Annotated in this window: 13 protein-coding genes; 11 read left to right on the top strand and 2 right to left on the bottom strand. The window is 75.1% G+C overall.

The annotated features are described in order from the left end of the window. The first annotated feature begins 54 nt into the window (after positions 1–54). The 4 genes from ACN261_RS26050 (at position 55) to ACN261_RS26035 (ending at position 5,411) form a co-directional block, all read left to right on the top strand. Positions 55–735 (top strand): DUF305 domain-containing protein, encoded by a 681-nt coding sequence (locus tag ACN261_RS26050; RefSeq protein ID WP_421482295.1) that lies wholly within the window; start codon positions 55–57, stop codon positions 733–735. 58 nt (positions 736–793) lie between these two features. Continuing rightward, on the top strand, positions 794–2,023 hold the full coding sequence (locus ACN261_RS26045; RefSeq protein WP_421482294.1) for a sensor histidine kinase: 1,230 nt from the start codon (positions 794–796) through the stop codon (positions 2,021–2,023). Next, complete coding sequence (locus ACN261_RS26040; protein ID WP_421482293.1) at positions 2,020–2,685, top strand: response regulator; 666 nt, start codon at positions 2,020–2,022, stop codon at positions 2,683–2,685. The genes ACN261_RS26045 and ACN261_RS26040 overlap by 4 nt, the downstream gene beginning before the upstream one ends. Before the next feature lie 248 nt (positions 2,686–2,933). Further along, on the top strand, positions 2,934–5,411 hold the full coding sequence (locus ACN261_RS26035) for an ABC transporter permease (protein ID WP_421486827.1): 2,478 nt from the start codon (positions 2,934–2,936) through the stop codon (positions 5,409–5,411). Between the two features lie 52 nt (positions 5,412–5,463). Here ACN261_RS26035 and ACN261_RS26030 read toward each other — a convergent pair whose 3' ends face one another. Then, a complete protein-coding gene (locus ACN261_RS26030; RefSeq protein ID WP_421482292.1) occupies positions 5,464–6,726 on the bottom strand; it encodes a nucleotide sugar dehydrogenase in 1,263 nt (420 codons plus the stop codon). A 113-nt stretch (positions 6,727–6,839) separates the two neighbouring features. Next, on the bottom strand, positions 6,840–8,237 hold the full coding sequence (locus ACN261_RS26025; RefSeq protein ID WP_421482291.1) for a protein kinase domain-containing protein: 1,398 nt from the start codon (positions 8,235–8,237) through the stop codon (positions 6,840–6,842). Positions 8,238–8,727: 490 nt separating this feature from the next. Between ACN261_RS26025 and ACN261_RS26020 the strand changes: the two genes are divergently transcribed. The 7 genes from ACN261_RS26020 to ACN261_RS25990 all read left to right on the top strand — a co-directional run bounded on the left by ACN261_RS26020 (position 8,728) and on the right by ACN261_RS25990 (position 15,545). Then, positions 8,728–9,351 carry an RNA polymerase sigma factor gene (locus ACN261_RS26020; protein ID WP_421482290.1) on the top strand — a complete coding sequence of 208 codons (624 nt, stop codon included), beginning with the start codon at positions 8,728–8,730 and terminating at the stop codon, positions 9,349–9,351. Positions 9,352–9,367: 16 nt separating this feature from the next. Beyond that, positions 9,368–10,120, top strand: coding sequence for a hypothetical protein (locus ACN261_RS26015; protein WP_421482289.1), 753 nt, complete (start codon positions 9,368–9,370; stop codon positions 10,118–10,120). Between the two features lie 141 nt (positions 10,121–10,261). Beyond that, positions 10,262–11,497, top strand: coding sequence for an ergothioneine biosynthesis glutamate--cysteine ligase EgtA (gene egtA / locus ACN261_RS26010; RefSeq protein ID WP_421482288.1), 1,236 nt, complete (start codon positions 10,262–10,264; stop codon positions 11,495–11,497). Continuing rightward, positions 11,494–12,831: an ergothioneine biosynthesis protein EgtB gene (egtB, locus tag ACN261_RS26005; RefSeq protein WP_425852632.1), complete on the top strand. Its 1,338-nt coding sequence runs from the start codon at positions 11,494–11,496 to the stop codon at positions 12,829–12,831. Before egtA ends, egtB begins: the two co-directional genes overlap by 4 nt. Before the next feature lie 16 nt (positions 12,832–12,847). Next, on the top strand, positions 12,848–13,621 hold the full coding sequence (egtC, locus tag ACN261_RS26000) for an ergothioneine biosynthesis protein EgtC (protein WP_421482286.1): 774 nt from the start codon (positions 12,848–12,850) through the stop codon (positions 13,619–13,621). Between the two features lie 40 nt (positions 13,622–13,661). Beyond that, on the top strand, positions 13,662–14,633 hold the full coding sequence (gene egtD / locus ACN261_RS25995) for an L-histidine N(alpha)-methyltransferase (RefSeq protein WP_421482285.1): 972 nt from the start codon (positions 13,662–13,664) through the stop codon (positions 14,631–14,633). Positions 14,634–14,957: 324 nt separating this feature from the next. Beyond that, positions 14,958–15,545, top strand: coding sequence for a TMEM165/GDT1 family protein (locus ACN261_RS25990; protein ID WP_425852630.1), 588 nt, complete (start codon positions 14,958–14,960; stop codon positions 15,543–15,545). Positions 15,546–15,550: the final 5 nt, after the last annotated feature.

The raw sequence follows: 15,550 nt of genomic DNA, 5'->3' as shown, positions 1-15,550 counted from the left end.
TTGGTGGCAGTGAATGGATACGATCGCGGCGACCTCGACCGGAGGGGGAGTCGCATGACCGGCCGACGTGGGCGCATCCTGCTCGCCGTCACAGTCGCCGTCACCGTCGCGGTGCCGGTCGGGCTGGCCCTGCGCCCCGACGGACCGCCGACCCCGACGACGTCCGCCCCCACGGCGACGCCGACCACGACCGGTTCGCCCGACACCCCCGGGGTGATCGTGCCCGGCCGGCCGGGGGAGCCCGCCGCGACCCGGCCCGCGCGGGAGGTCCGCGCCCCCGGCACACCCCGGTACAACACCCCCGACGTCTGGTTCGTGCGGATGATGATCCCGCACCACCAACAGGCCCTCCAGATGGCCGAGCTGGCCCCCGACCGGGCCGCCAGCGCCCAGGTCAAGGCGATCGCCGCCCGGATCAGGGGTACCCAGGAGCCGGAGCTCGGCCTGCTGCGCGGCTGGCTCGCCGCCCGGGGCCTGGCCGCCGGGGAGCCCGGCCACGACCACGGCCGGATGCCGGGCATGCAGTCCCCCGAGGCGCTGCGGCAGCTCGACGCCGCCCGGGGCGCCGCCTTCGACCGGCTCTTCGTCCAGCTGATGACCGCCCACCACGCCGGTGCGGTGACCATGGCCACCGAGCTCCTCTCCGCCGGTGCCGACCAGCAGCTCAACGAGTTCGCCAACGCGGTGGCGACCGAACAGACCGTCGAGATCGCCCGGCTCCGCGCGCTGGTCTGAACCCCGGTCGGCCGACGGACCCGCAGCCACCCCGCGCGGGGCACTACGCTCGGTCACCGTGAGCCGTACCCTGTTCGGTCGCCCGCTGCGCGGCGTCGCCTTCGACGTCGGCGTCAGCGTGCTGGTGGTGCTCTTCACCCTGGTCACGGCGGCCCAGCCCGGGGCGTGGACCCAGCCCGGCGGCTGGCCGTCCGCACTGGTCGGCCTGGCCATGGCGGTGGCCCTGCTGTTCCGGCGCGGCCACCCCTCACTGGTCGCGACGGTCGTCGCCGCACTGGCACTGGTCCAGGTGGTCGCCGGCTGGGGGCCGCTGGCCTACGACGTCGCCGTGCTCGTCGCCCTCTACAGCGTGGTCAAGTACGCCGACCGGCTCCGCGACGGCATGCTGGCCGGCGGCGTCGCCGCCGTCGGGGTGCTGCTGGCCGCCTCGCAGACCGTCTCCCAGGCCGCCTGGTGGGCCACCGCGCTCTACTTCGGCCTGATCACCGGCGGGGTGTGGCTGGCCGCGCTGAACGTCCGCACCCGTCGCCTCTACGTGCTCAGCCTGGAGGAGCGGGCCGCCACCCTGGAACGGGAACGGGAGGCCGAGGCCCGTGCGGCGGTGGTCGGCGAACGCGCCCGGATCGCCCGCGAGCTGCACGACGTGGTGGCGCACAGCATGGCGGTGATGATCGTGCAGGCCGACGGGGCCCGGCTGATGTTCGACCGGGACCCGGAGACCGCCCGGCACGCGGTCAAGGTGGTGGCCGACACCGGCCGGCAGGCCCTGGAGGAGATGCGCCGGCTCGTCGACGTGCTGCGGGAGCCCGACCCGCCGGAGACGACGGCCGGCCCCGGCGCGGACACCGCCGACACCGAACCGGAACGCCGCCGCGCCACCGTCGCCGAACTGCCCGCCCTGGTGGGTCGGTTCCGCGACGCCGGCCTGCTGGTCGGGTACCGGGCCGGGGAGGTGCCGGCCACCCTGCCGCCCGGGCTCGACCTGACCGTCTACCGGGTGGTGCAGGAGGCCCTGACCAACACCCTCAAACACGCCGGGGTCGGCGCGCACGCCACGGTCGTGCTCGGCGTCGACGACGGGCTGGTGGTCCGGGTGACCGACGACGGGCGCGGTCGCCCGCCGGCCCGGCCGGCCCCCTCCGGCGGGCACGGCCTGGTCGGCATGCGCGAGCGGGTCGGCGTGTACGACGGCCGCCTCACCGCCGGCCCCCGCACCGGTGGCGGGTGGCAGGTCGAGGTACGGCTGCCGCTACCGTCGACCCCGGAGGCGGAGGTGATCGCGGCATGACCGTACGAGTGGTGATCGTGGACGACCAGGCGCTGGTCCGGGCCGGCTTCCGGATGGTGCTCGACTCCCAACCCGACCTGACCGTGGTCGGCGAGGCGATCGACGGGGCGGACGCGCTGCGGGTGCTGGCCGGGGTCGAGGCCGACGTGGTGGTGATGGACCTGCGGATGCCGACCATGGACGGGGTGGAGGCGACCCGCCGGATCTGTGCCGCCTCCACCGACGGTCGGCCCCGGGTGCTGGTGCTCACCACGTTCGACACCGAGGCGGACGCGTTCGCCGCGCTGCGCGCCGGGGCCAGCGGGTTCCTGCTCAAGAACGTGCCGCCGGAGGAACTGCTGGCGGCGATCCGGGTGGTCGCCCAGGGGGACTCGGTGGTCGCCCCGTCGATCACCCGTCGGCTGCTCGACCGGTTCGCCGACCGGCTCGGCCCGGCACCCGCGCAGGACCCGCGACTGGCCCAGCTCACCGACCGGGAACGGGAGATCCTGCTGCTCGTGGCGCAGGGGCTGGCCAACGCCGAGATCGCCGCCCGGGTGCACGTCGCCGAGGCGACGGTGAAGACCCACGTCGGGCGGATCCTGGCCAAGCTCCAGCTCCGCGACCGGGTCCAGGTGGTGGTCCTGGCGTACGAGAGCGGCCTGGTCACCCCGGGCGGCTGAACCCGGGTACGACCTGGGTCGTACGGGTCACCCCGGTCGGGGTCGACCTGTGGCGCAGCCGGGTCGCGCGTGCGGGTGGACGCGGGTCGCCGGGGCGTTGCCTAGCGTCGGAGGGGTCCAGTGCCACGCCGACCGGGAGTCCCCATGTCCGTCCCTGCCGCCGTCCGTCCCGCGCCCCGCCCACCCGCCGAAGGCGGCCGACCCGCAGGTCCCCGGGCCGGGCGTAGCCGGTGGGGGCGGTGACCGGGATGTGGCGGTTGACCCTGCGTACGCTGCGCGCCGACGCGCTGCGTCTGCTGCTCTCCTCGGTGGCGATCGTGCTCGGTGTCGCCTTCGTCGCCGGCACGCTGATGCTCACCGACGGCATGCAGGCCGGGGCCTACGAGCGGGCCGGCGCCTTCGACAAGCACACCGACCTGGGCGTCTACGCCGACCGGACCGTCCTGCCGCCGTCCCTGGTCGACCGGGTGCGCACGGTCGACGGGGTGGCCGAGGCCGCCGGGGAGCTGACCGCCCTCGTCGGGGTGGTCGGCGTCGACGGCCGGCCGGTGCTCGGCGTCGGATTGCTCGCCGCGATCCCCACCGGACCCGCGTTGCGCTCCTACGACGTGGTCGCCGGCCGGCTGCCCGACCGCCCCGGCGAGGTGGTCCTCGACGCGTCCACGGCCGCCGCGCAGGGGTTCACGCTCGGCGGCCCGGTCGGCGTCGGCGGCGCGACCGGCGCGGCCCGCCCGTACACCCTGGTCGGCACGGTCGACGTGGCCGGAACCACGCGCGACGTCGGCGGCCCGTTCGTCGGGTTGGTGGGCGCGGACGCGCTGGCCGTCAGCGGACGACCGGGCTACGACCGGATCATGGTGGCCGCCGCGCCGGGAACGGCCGGCCCGGCCCTTTCCGAGCGGGTGGCCGCCGTGGTCGGTGGGGACGCCACGGTGAAGTCGCGGCAGCGCATCCTCGACGAGGCCGTCGAGGACGGGGTGCGCGACCTCGACCAGTTCCGTCTGGTGCTGCTCGTCTTCGCCGGGGTGGCGGTGGTGGTGGCGGGGTTCGTCATCGCCAACACCTTCGCCATCGTGCTCGCCCAGCGGACCCGGCGGACCGCGCTGCTGCGGCTGGTGGGGGCCCGTCGGGGCCAGGTCTTCCGGGCCGCCGTGCTGGAGGCCGCGGCGCTCGGGCTGGCCGGCTCGGCCCTCGGGGTCGCGCTCGGGGCCGGGCTGGCCACCGGGGCGGCGGCCCTCGTCCCCCGGCTCGACCTGCCGCTTCCCGCCGCCGGCCTGACGGTGACCGCCCGGACGGTCGGGATCAGCCTGCTGCTCGGCATCCTGGTGACCGTCGGGTCCGCGCTGCTGCCCGCCTGGCAGGGCACCCGGGTGCCGCCGGTGGCCGCCCTCGCCGACGCCGCCGGGCACCCGGCCCGGGGCGCCGGGCGGCTCCGGCTGACCCTCGGCGCGCTGGTCGGCGTCGCCGGCATCGCCGCGCTGGCCGGGGCCGCCGCCGTCGGGCAGATCGTCCTGGTCGCCGTGGGTGGGGTGCTGTCCTTCTTCGGGATGGTCATGTTCGGTCCGCTGCTGGTACCGGTGCTGGTCCGGTTGCTCGGCCGGCCGTTGCGGCAGGTGTTCGGGGCCACCGCCGCGCTCGCCGTCGCCAACGCGGCCCGCAACCCGCGCCGGGTGTCGGCGACCGCCACCGCCCTGGTGATCGGCATCGGGTTGGTCTCGGCGTTCGTGGTCGGCGCCGGCAGCGTCAAGGCGGGTATCGAGCGTGCGGTCGACGCCCGCATCGGCGTCGACTTCGTGGTCACCGGTGTCGGTGTCGAGCTGCCCGCCCCGCTCGCCGGGGAACTGGCCGCCCGGCCCGAGGTGGGGGTGGTGCACGAGCACCGCAACCGGGTCGTCGACGGTGTCGAGCTGCGGTCGGCGCACCCGGCGCTGGCCCGGCGTTCCCTCGACGCGGTCGACGCCGGGGACGTCGCGGAGCTGAAGCCGGGATCGGTGCTGGTGCACCGCGAACTGGCCGCCGCCCGGGGTTGGCGGGTGGGGTCGACGGTCACCGTCGCCGGGCGTCCGTTCCGGGTGGCCGCCGTGGTCGCCGCCGACGGCCCGACGTCGCAGGGGGTGCCCGCCGGGCACGTGGTCGACCTGGCCGACAGCGACTTCACCGCGCTCTACCCCGACGAACGCGGCCAACTTGCCGAGGTCGAGCCGGCCGACGGGGTGTCCGCCGCGCGGGCCCGCGCCGCCATCGAGACGGTGCTCGCCCGGTACCCGACGGTGAACCTGATGGACCAGGCGGCCTACAAGAAGATGCTCACCGGCACGGTGGACATGCTGCTCGCCTTCGTCACCGCGCTGCTCGGCCTGGCCGTGGTGATCGCCCTGGTCGGCGTCGCGAACACGCTCAGCCTCGCGGTGGTGGAACGGACCCGGGAGAACGCCGTGCTGCGTGCCCTGGGGTTGTCCCGGGGGCGGATGCGCCTGCTGCTGGCCATCGAGGCGGTGCTGACCGCCCTGGTCGGCGCGCTGCTGGGCACCGCGCTGGGGGTGGCGGTGAGTGCCGGCACGGTGGCCTTCGTCGCCCGGCTGGGTGGCGGCTTCACGCTGGTGCTGCCCTGGGGCCGGCTCGGCCTGACCCTCGCCGTGGCGGTGCTGGCCGCGCTGGCCGCCTCGGTGCTGCCGGCCCGGCGTGCCCTGGCCCGCCCGGTGGTCGAGGCGCTCGGCGAGCAGTGACCCCGGCCGTCGCCCCGCCGCCCGGCCTGCCCGCCGCCCGGCGGGGCGACGGTCAGAGCCGCTCCACCATCGCGCCCCGGCACCGGTCCCGGGTGTCGAAGACGTACCGGGCGTGCCGGGTGACCAGGTCGTAGTCGAAGCTGTCGTGGTCGGTGACCAGGACCACCGCATCGGCCGCCGCGACCTCCCGCGCGGTCAGGTCGACCACCACCACACCGCCGGGGATGTGCTGCGGCTCGGCGTACGGTTCCACCGCGTGCACGTCCGCGCCGAGCGCCTGCAACCGGCGGGCCACGTCGACGGCCGGCGAATCGCGCATGTCACCGGTGTTCTTCTTGTACGCCAGCCCGAGCAGCAGCAGCCGCGCCCCGTTGACCGGCCGGCCGATCCGGTTCAACCCGGCCATCACCCGCTGGGCCACGTGCTCGGGCATCTGGTGGTTGATGTCGTCGGCCAGCTCGATGAACCGGAAGGGCCGGCCCAGGGTGCGCTTGACCTGCCAGGACAGGTAACACGGGTCGATCGGCAGGCAGTGCCCGCCGACCCCCGGGCCGGGCCGGAACGGCATGAACCCGAACGGCTTGGACGAGGCGGCCTCGATGGCCTGCCAGGCGTCGATGCCGAGCTGGTGGGAGGCCATCGCCAGCTCGTTGATCAGCGCGATGTTGACCTGGCGGAAGGTGTTCTCGATCAGCTTGGTCAGCTCGGCCACCCGGGTGGAGTCCACCGGCACGGTCCGCTCGACCAGTCGCCGGTAGAAGCCGTCCACCCGCTCCAGCGACGCCGCGTCCACCCCGGACACCACCTTCGGGGTGTTCTCCAGCCGCCACGTCGGGTTGCCCGGGTCGATCCGCTCCGGGCTGTAGCCGAGGTGGAAGTCACCCGGGCTGCGCAGCCCGCTCGCCGCCTCCAGCAGTGGCCGGAGCAGGTCCTCGGTGGTCCCCGGGTAGGTGGTCGACTCCAGCACCACCGTGCAGCCGCGCCGTACGTACGGGCCGACGGCGGTACCGGCCTGCTCGACGAAGCTCAGGTCGGGGACCCCGTCGCGCAGCGGGGTGGGCACGGTGATCACGCAGATGTCGAAGCCCTCGGCGTCCGGGTACTCGGTGCTCGGCCGGTACCGTCCGCTGGCCAGGGCCCGACCCAGCCGGTCGGCCGGGATGTCCTCGACGAAGGACTCGCCGGAGGCCAGCCGCTTGACCCGGTCGGCGTCGACGTCCAACCCGACCACGTCCAGCCCGGCCTCGACGGCGCGCATGGCCAGCGGCAGTCCGACGTATCCCTGACCGATGACGACCAGCTTCTGTGCGTTCATCCGGGCTCCCTGCAAGCGTGTCCTTGCAGGGAGCCTAGATGGCGATATAGCGATCTACGTCCGTTTTGGTATTCCTGGGGTCTGCGGTGTTCCCGGTGCCGGGCGACGACCGGTCAGGTGCCGGCCGGCGGCGGGTTGTTGCCGCCCCCGCCGCCCGCCTCGGTCGTGGTCGCCGTCGGCTCGCCCGCGGTCGGTCCGGTGGTGGGCGTACCTGTCTGGGCGGGCTCGCTGGTGGCCGGCTCCGACGGGGTGGGCGGCGCGGAGTTCGTCGGCGGCGGCACGGACGAACCGTTCGGCAGTGGCGTCGGGCTGACCGACACCGACGGCGACGGCTTCTCGTACTGGTTGGTCGGCCGGGGTGGACGCGACGACTCGTCGGCGCCGGTCTCCTCGACCACCGCCGGGATCTCGGAGCGGTCGGTGGGGGCCACCGCCGGGCCGGTGCTGCGGATGTTGGGCACACCGCTGTCGAGCGACTTCGAGGCGCCCAACGCCGCACCGAGCGCGGTCAGGGCCACCAGCACCGCGGCCAGCGCGCCGACCAGGGAACCCCGGCGGCGCCGCCGCGACCCCGAGCCGACCACCGTCGTCGACGTCCCCGCCGGGCCGACCCGGGCGTGGTCGGCCCGGGACGGGTGGCGCAGCGGCGGCGTCACCAGTGCGGTGGCGGCGGTGTCGTCACCGGCGGCGGCGCGGGCGGCGGTGGCCATCTCGGCGCCGGTGGCGAAGCGGTCCGCCGGGTCCTTCTCCAGCGCCCGCGCCACCAGCGCCCGGACCGCCACCGGGATGTCGGCGGGCAGCTCCGGCGGCTCGTCGTCCAGGTGCCGCACGGCCACCTGGAGCGGGTTGTCCCCGGTGAACGGCGGCTGCCCGGTCAGGCAGCAGTACGCCACCGCGCCCAGGGCGTAGATGTCGGTGGCGGCCGACACGGGCCGGCCGGACGCCTGCTCGGGTGCCATGTAGAGGGCGGTGCCCGGCACCGCGTTCGTGCTGGTGATGCTCGTCACATTGGTGGAGCGGGCGACGCCGAAGTCGACCAGCACCACCGTGCCGTCCTCCTGCACCAGCAGGTTGCTCGGCTTGACGTCGCGGTGCACGATGCCGCCGGCATGCGCGGCGTGCAGGGCCTGGGCGGCCTGCGCCACGACCGACATCGTCTCGTCCACGTCCAGGTGGCCGGCGGACTCGATCCGCCGCGACAGCGGTTCGCCCTCGACGAACTCCATGACCAGGTAGTCGGCCCGGCCGCCGTCGTCGAGCCGGTCCTCACCGCAGTCGAAGACCTGCACGATGCCGGGGTGGCGCAGCGCCGCCATGATCCGCGCCTCGGCGCGGAACCGGGCGATGAAGTCGGGATCCGAGACGAGTGCCGGCAGCAGCACCTTCACCGCGACCTGGCGACCCAGAACCAGGTCGGTGGCCCGCCACACATCGCCCATGCCGCCGGTGGCGACACGTTCGTCCAGGCGGTAGCGACCGCTGAGCACGACCTCGGATGACAACACCCCCATACCGTACCCAGGGTCCTCCCGTCCGGCAGACGCCGATATCCCTTCGGGGTTCTCGCGGGAGGACCTGTCCAGGTCCCGGCGGGGGTCGGCCTGACGGTCGGTCACCGGTGGCCGTCGTGCGGTCACCGATGGTGCGTGGTGACGTCATGGGGGGTGGAGGGCGTGGCGGTAAGCGTCCGGAGGGTGATCGGTGTTACGCCGACGCGCCGCCAGCGAGATTGATCTATCTCACCTTTTCCGCCCCATCGACCGCTTGCCTGCGCCCTGCTCCGGCTCCTAGTGTTGCCCCCTCTGGCCCGTCCCGGTGCCGGTACCGCGCCCAGACCCGACGCCGTACTCTCCCGGCGGCGTACCAGACGGATCACCCGGCGTCGGGTGCGAGCGGGGCAGCGGGGGGGCTGAAGGTGCGCGAAGGGGTCCGCTGGTCGGGCCGGGGCGGCGGCGTGTCCGCCGGTCGCCGGCCCGGGTCGGTCGACGGGGTGGCCCGGCGGTGACCGACGACCTGACCGGGGCGGTCGCGGCGGCGCAGGCCGGCGACGAGGAGTCGTTCCGCGTCCTCTACCGCAGCCTCCAGCCGGGCCTGCTGCGCTATCTCACCGCGCTCGTCGGCGCGGACGCCGAGGATGTGGCCTCCGAGACCTGGTTGCAGATCGCCCGGGACCTGTCCCGCTTCACCGGCGGCGAGTTCCGCGCCTGGGCGGTGACGATCGCCCGGAACCGGGCCATGGACCACCTGCGCCGCCAGCGTCGCCGCCCGTCCCTGCCGGTTCCCGTCCAGGACCTCAGCGACCTCGCCGGCGACGCCGACACCGCCGAACGGGCCGGCGAGACGATCGGCACCGAGTCCGCGCTGGCGTTGATCTCCACCCTGCCGCCCCGGGAGGCCGAGGCGGTGCTGCTGCGGGCGGTGATGGGACTGGACGCGGAGACCGCCGGTCGGGTGCTCGGCCGGCGGCCGGGTGCGGTCCGCACGGCCGCGCACCGGGGGCTGCGCCGGCTGGCGGCCATGCTGGAACGCGGGGACGCTCCCCGTTCGTCCGACGACGAGCGGGTCGCCCCGCCCCGCCCCCGGCCGACGCCGCACGCGTCGCGGGCCGAGCCGGCGGACGGCTGACATGAGGGGAGACTGGATGAACCTCCGCCGGTCGGCCCGCTCCGGTCGGCCGGTGAGCCGGGCCGAGGCCGAGCGGCTGCTCGATTCGACCGGGCCGGGGACCGCGCCGTCCACCGACGATCCGCTCACCCGGTTGCTGGCCGCGGCCGCCGCACCGGCCCGGGTCGACGAGCTCGCCGGTGAGCAGGCGGCGCTGGCGGCGTTCCGGGCCGCCCGGGGCGCGGCGGCACCCGGGCCCGTCCCGGCCGGCCGACGGCGTCCCCGGCTGTCCACCGGCGTGGTGGCCTGGATCGCCGCGCTGGCCGCCACCGCCACCGCCGGGGTCGCCTTCGCCGCCGGGGCCCTCGACCGTCCCGCCGAGCCGACACCCGGACCCGTCCCGTCCGCCACCGCCACGCCCACCGGTGCCGACACCGACCGGCCGTCCCCGTACCGGTCCGAACCGCAGCGGCAGAGCCCGTCGCGGCGGCCCGGCGGCACCGTGCCCGGTGGCGGTCCCTCGGCGCCGCCCACGCCGCCCGGCCACACTGGGCCGGCGAACACCGGCAAACTGGTCGGGCAGTGCCGGGCCTACCTGGCCATGCCGCCCCCGCAGCGTGCGAAGGCGGTGACCAGGCCCGGGTACGCCGACCTGGTGGCCGCCGCCGGCGGGGCCGACCGGGTGGAGGCGTACTGCCGCACCCTGGTTCCGCAGCGCCCGTCGGCCAAGCCGTCCGCTGCCACCGGTGGTCCGGCGGGCCCCGGCGGGGGGCCCGGCCCCAAAAACTAGTCGAAAAGGCTTCACAATTATTTCTTCCCGTCGGGTCTGCGGGATCGGTCCCCGAGTCAGAAGATGGAGGACGGGACGGTCCCTGTCGGCCGTGCCCGCCGGCCGGCATGGTCGGACCCTGCGTCGGGAGGAAACCGTCTCGTGGTGACGTCGCCCGGGCTGGACCGGTCGACCGTGCTCGGCGAAGTCGCCGAGGCGGCCGGGCACCTGGCCCGCATCTGTTTCAAGACCGGCCCACCCACCCTCACCGGCGTCGAACTGGAATGGACCGTCCACGACGCCGCCGACCCCGCCCGGCCACTGGACCGGACGCGGCTCCGGGCGGCACTCGGGCCGCACAGCCCACCCACCCTGGACGACACCAGCCCGGCCCGCCCCCTGCGGCACGGCAGCACCGTGACCGTCGAGCCGGGCGGCCAGGTGGAGGTGTCCACCGCGCCGCGATCCTCGGTCGCCGCGCTCGTCTCGGCCACCCAGGCCGACATCGACGAACTTGACGCCCTGCTCGCCCGTGCCGGCCTGGTGCGCGGGCAGACCGGCATCGACCCGTGGCGGGACCCCCGCCCGGTGGTCGACACCCCGCGTTACCGCGCCATGCGCTGCGTCTTCGACCGGCGCGGCCCGGCCGGGCAGACCATGATGTACAGCACCGCCGGCCTCCAGGTCTGCCTCGACGTCGGCCAGGCCACCGGCCTGGCCGAGCGCTGGGCGGCGGTGCACGCGGTCGGGCCACCACTGGTGGCGGCCTTCGCCACCGCCGACCGGCACGCCGGTCGGGCCACCGGCTGGGCGTCCGCCCGGATGGCCGCCTGGCTGGACATCGACCCGGCCCGCACCGGCCCGGTCTGGTCGGCGCACCAGCCGGACCGGGACCCGGTCGCCGCCTGGACGCAGTACGTCCTCGCCGCGCCCCTGCTCTGTCTACGCCACGACGGCCCGGACTGGACACCCCCGCACGGGGTCACGTTCGCCGACTGGATAGCCGGGGCCCTGCCCGACCCACCCACCACCGACGACCTGGACTACCACGTCAGCACGCTCTTCCCACCGGTACGCCCGCGCGGCTACCTGGAGGTCCGCTACCTCGACGCCCAGCCCGGCCGGGACTGGACGCTCCCACTGGCCGTGCTGACCGCGCTGCTGGGCGACGAGCGGACGGTCCGGGCGGCCCGGACGATCGCCGCGCCGGTGGCCGACCGCTGGCGCACCGCCGCCCGGTGCGGGCTGGCCGACCCGGCCCTGGCCACGGCGGCCGTGGCCCTGCTCGACCTGGCCCGGGAGACGCTGCCGACGCTCGACCTGCCGACCGACACCCACGACGAGATCGACCGCGGGATCCGCCGACGGATCGCCGCAGCGCAGAGGGGAGACCGGTGACCACCACCGAGCAACCGGGCGCGCAGCCCGAGGCGTTGCGCAGCCGGATCGCCGCCGAACTGGCCCGGACCCGGGCCCGCACCGACGCGTTGACCAGCGCGGTGGACGACGAGGACCTGGTCCGGCAGCACTCGACACTGATGTCGCCGCTGGTCTGGGACCTCGCCCACGTGGGCAACCAGGAGGAACTGTGGCTGGTCCGGGACGTCGGTGGGCGGGAGCCGGTGCGGCGCGACATCGACGACCTGTACGACGCGTTCAAACAGCCCCGTAAGGACCGCCCCTCCCTGCCGTTGCTGCCCCCGACCGAGGCGCGGGCCTATGTGGCGACCGTGCGGGACAAGGTGCACGACCTGCTCGACGGGGTCCGGTTCTCCGAGCGGCCGCTGGTCGCCGACGGCTTCGTCTTCGGCATGATCGTGCAGCACGAGCAGCAGCACGACGAGACCATGCTCGCCACCCACCAGCTACGCTCCGGGCCGGCGGTGCTCGACGCGCCCCCGCCCCCCGAGCCCCGGGCCCGGGTCGCCGCCGAGGTGCTGGTGCCGGCGGGGCCGTTCACCATGGGCACCTCGACCGACCCGTGGGCGCTGGACAACGAACGCCCGGCGCACACCGTCGACCTGCCCGCGTACGTCATCGACGCCGCGCCGGTCACCAACGGCGCGTACCGGGAGTTCCTCGCCGACGGCGGGTACGACGACCCGCGCTGGTGGAGCGCGGCCGGTTGGCGGCACCGCACCGAGGCCGGGCTGACCGCGCCGATGCACTGGCGACGCGACGGCGACGGCTGGGCCTACCAGCGGTTCGGCCGGTGGGCCCCGGTACGCGACGACGAGCCGGTGGTGCACGTCTGCTGGCACGAGGCGCAGGCGTACGCGCGGTGGGCCGGCAAGCGGTTGCCGACCGAGGCGGAGTGGGAGAAGGCGGCCCGCTGGGACCCGGCGACCGGGCGCGCCCGGCGCTGGCCGTGGGGCGACGACGAGCCGACCGCCGAGCACGCCAACCTGGGGCAGCGGCACCTGTGGCCGGCGCCGGTCGGGGCCTATCCGGCGGGCGCCTCGCCGCTCGGCGTGCACCAGCTGATCGGCGACGTCTGGGAGTGGACGGCGAGCCCCTTCCACGGCCATCCCGGCTTCACCGTCTTCCCCTACCCGGAGTATTCGGAGGTGTTCTTCGGCGGCGACTACCGGGTGCTGCGTGGCGGCTCGTTCGGCACCGACCGGGCGGCCTGCCGGGGCACCTTCCGCAACTGGGACCACCCGATCCGGCGGCAGATCTTCAGCGGTTTCCGCTGCGCCCGGGACGCCCGGCCCGAGGAGGCCCACGGGTGAGAGGCGGTGTCGCCTGATGTGCCGGCACCTGGCGTACCTCGGCCCCCCGGTGACCCTGCGGTCGCTGCTCTACGACCCGCCGCACTCGCTGGTCCGGCAGTCCTGGGCCCCCCGGGACATGCGCGGCGGCGGCACGGTCAACGTCGACGGCTTCGGCGTCGGCTGGTACCCCGGCCCCCGCGGGACGGATGGCGGGGACGACGGTCGCGGCGGGGCCCCGGTGCGGTACCGCCGGGCCGGCCCGATCTGGTCCGACCCGACGCTGCCCGAGCTGGCGGCGGTGACCTGCTCCGGCGCGGTGCTGGCGGCGGTGCGCTCGGGCACGGTGGGCATGCCGGTGCAGGAGAGCGCCGCCGCGCCGTTCGCCGGGGGGCGGTGGTTGTTCAGCCACAACGGGGTGGTGCGTGGCTGGCCGGACTCGGTGGTCGGGCCGGCCGGCGGCCTGCCGGTGCGGGACCTGCTCACCCTCGACGCGCCGACCGACTCGGCGCTGCTGTGGGCGCTGGTCCGGCACCGGCTGCGGGCCGGCGCGTCACCGACCGAGGCGGTCGTCGCGACCGTCCGGGAGGTCGCCGCCGCGGCCCCGGGATCACGGCTGAACCTGCTGCTCACCGACGGCGTGTCGGTGGTGGCGAGCGTGTGGGGGCACGCGTTGTCGGTGCGCGCCGACGACGGTACGGCGCTGCTGGCCTCCGAGCCGGTGGACGACGCGCCCGGCTGGCGAGAGGTGCCCGACCGGCGGTGGGTCCGGGCGGGACCGGACGGCGTGCACGTCGGTGAGTTGGATTGACCGGACGGAACAGGACGTTTTCGGTGCAGGAGAGGACGACATGAGCGCGGAACCGCTGGAGATCTACCTGGAGGAACGGGACCTCGACCGGGCGTTGCGGTCCGACGTGCGGACCGGGCTGGCCGCCGACCCCAAGTGGCTGCCCCCGAAGTGGTTCTACGACGCCCGGGGCAGCGAGCTGTTCGAGGAGATCACCCGGCTGCCGGAGTACTACCCGACCCGGGCGGAACGGGCGGTGCTGGCCGAACGGGCGCCGGACATCGCGGCGGCGACCGGGGCGAAGACCCTGATTGAGTTGGGCTCCGGTTCGTCGGAGAAGACCCGGCTGCTGTTGGACGCGTTCACCCGGCACGGCGGGCTGGGCACCTTCGTGCCGCTGGACGTGTCGGTGAGCGCGCTGCGGCAGTCCACCGCGCAGATCGCCACGGACTATCCGGCGCTGCGGGTACGCGGCATCGTCGGGGACTTCACCCGCCAACTGGACCGGCTGCCGACCGGTGGTCGCCGGTTGGTGGTCTTCCTGGGCGGCACCATCGGCAACCTGGTGCCGGCCGAGCGGGCCGACTTCCTGGCCGCCATGCGCGCCGCCCTGGAGCCGGGCGACCACCTGCTCGTCGGCACCGACCTGGTCAAGGACCCGGCGGTGATCGTGCCGGCGTACGACGACGCGGCCGGGGTCACCGCCGAGTTCAACCGCAACGTGCTGCGGGTGATCAACCGGGAGTTGGCCGCCGACTTCGATCCGGACGCGTTCGCCCACGTCGCCCACTGGGACCCGGCGCAGGAGTGGATCGAGATGCGGCTGCGGGCCCGACGCCCGATGCGGGTCCGCGTCGACGCGCTCGACCTGACCGTCGAGTTCGCCGCCGACGAGGAACTGCGTACGGAGGTGTCGGCGAAGTTCCGGCAGGCGGGGATCGGCGCGGAGCTGACGGCGGCCGGATTCCTGCCGACGGAGTTCTGGACCGACCCGGCCGGCCTGTTCGGGGTCACCCTGGCCCGCGCCGCCTGACCGGCACCCGGCGGCCGACGGACGGGCCGGTGCCGGCCGGTCCGCCGGTGACGACACCGCCGGCCCGGTGTGTCGGGGCGTCGACGGGCACCTGCGGGGTGACCCGGCGCACCCGGCGCACCGGCCGGCCGGGCCGGTCGGTTAGGCTGTCAGGCGCGAAGGGGAGTAGCCCCCAATGTCGTGGTCGACACACTGGTGCGTTCCGCACCCGGCCACGCGGCCCCACCAGCGGTGGGGCGGGCGAGACCTTCGACTCGGGCTGTCAACACAGCCGGGTCGAGGTCGCCCCGTCACCTCCTCCCGGCCTGATCGGGAAGGTTCCTCATGGACGGTTTCCTCGTCGCGCTGGTCGTCAGCTTCGGCGTCATCTTCGTCGCCGAGCTGGGGGACAAGTCCCAGCTCATGGCGCTCACGTTCGCCACCCGGTTCAGGACGGTCCCGGTGCTGATCGGCATCACCGTCGCCACCGCGATCGTGCACCTGGCCTCGGTGGCGATCGGCGTCGGCCTGAACGCGGCGCTGCCCACCGGCTGGATCTCGCTGGCCGCCGGCCTGGCGTTCCTCGGCTTCGGCGTCTGGACGCTGCGCGGCGACAAGCTCACCGAGGAGGAGAAGCGCAAGGCGGAGAAGACCGGCAAGTCCGCCATCTTCGCCGTCGGTGTCGCGTTCTTCCTGGCCGAACTGGGCGACAAGACGATGCTCGCCACCATCACCCTGGCCACCAAGTACGGCTGGTTCGGCACCTGGCTCGGTTCGACGCTGGGCATGGTGGCCGCCGACGCGTTGGCCATCCTGGTCGGCCGGCTGCTCGGCCGGCACCTGCCGGAGCGGACCATCCGGTACGGCGCGGCGGTGCTCTTCGCCATCTGCGGCCTGTGGCTGATCCTGGAGGCGGTGCGCGAGCTGTCCTGACCGTC

Origin of the sequence: Micromonospora sp. WMMD723 (assembly GCF_049863385.1) — a bacterium.
In the GTDB taxonomy this organism is placed as follows: domain Bacteria; phylum Actinomycetota; class Actinomycetes; order Mycobacteriales; family Micromonosporaceae; genus Micromonospora; species Micromonospora wenchangensis.
Note: the sequence above shows the minus strand (reverse complement) of the source record. Positions and strands in the feature narration are given on the sequence as shown.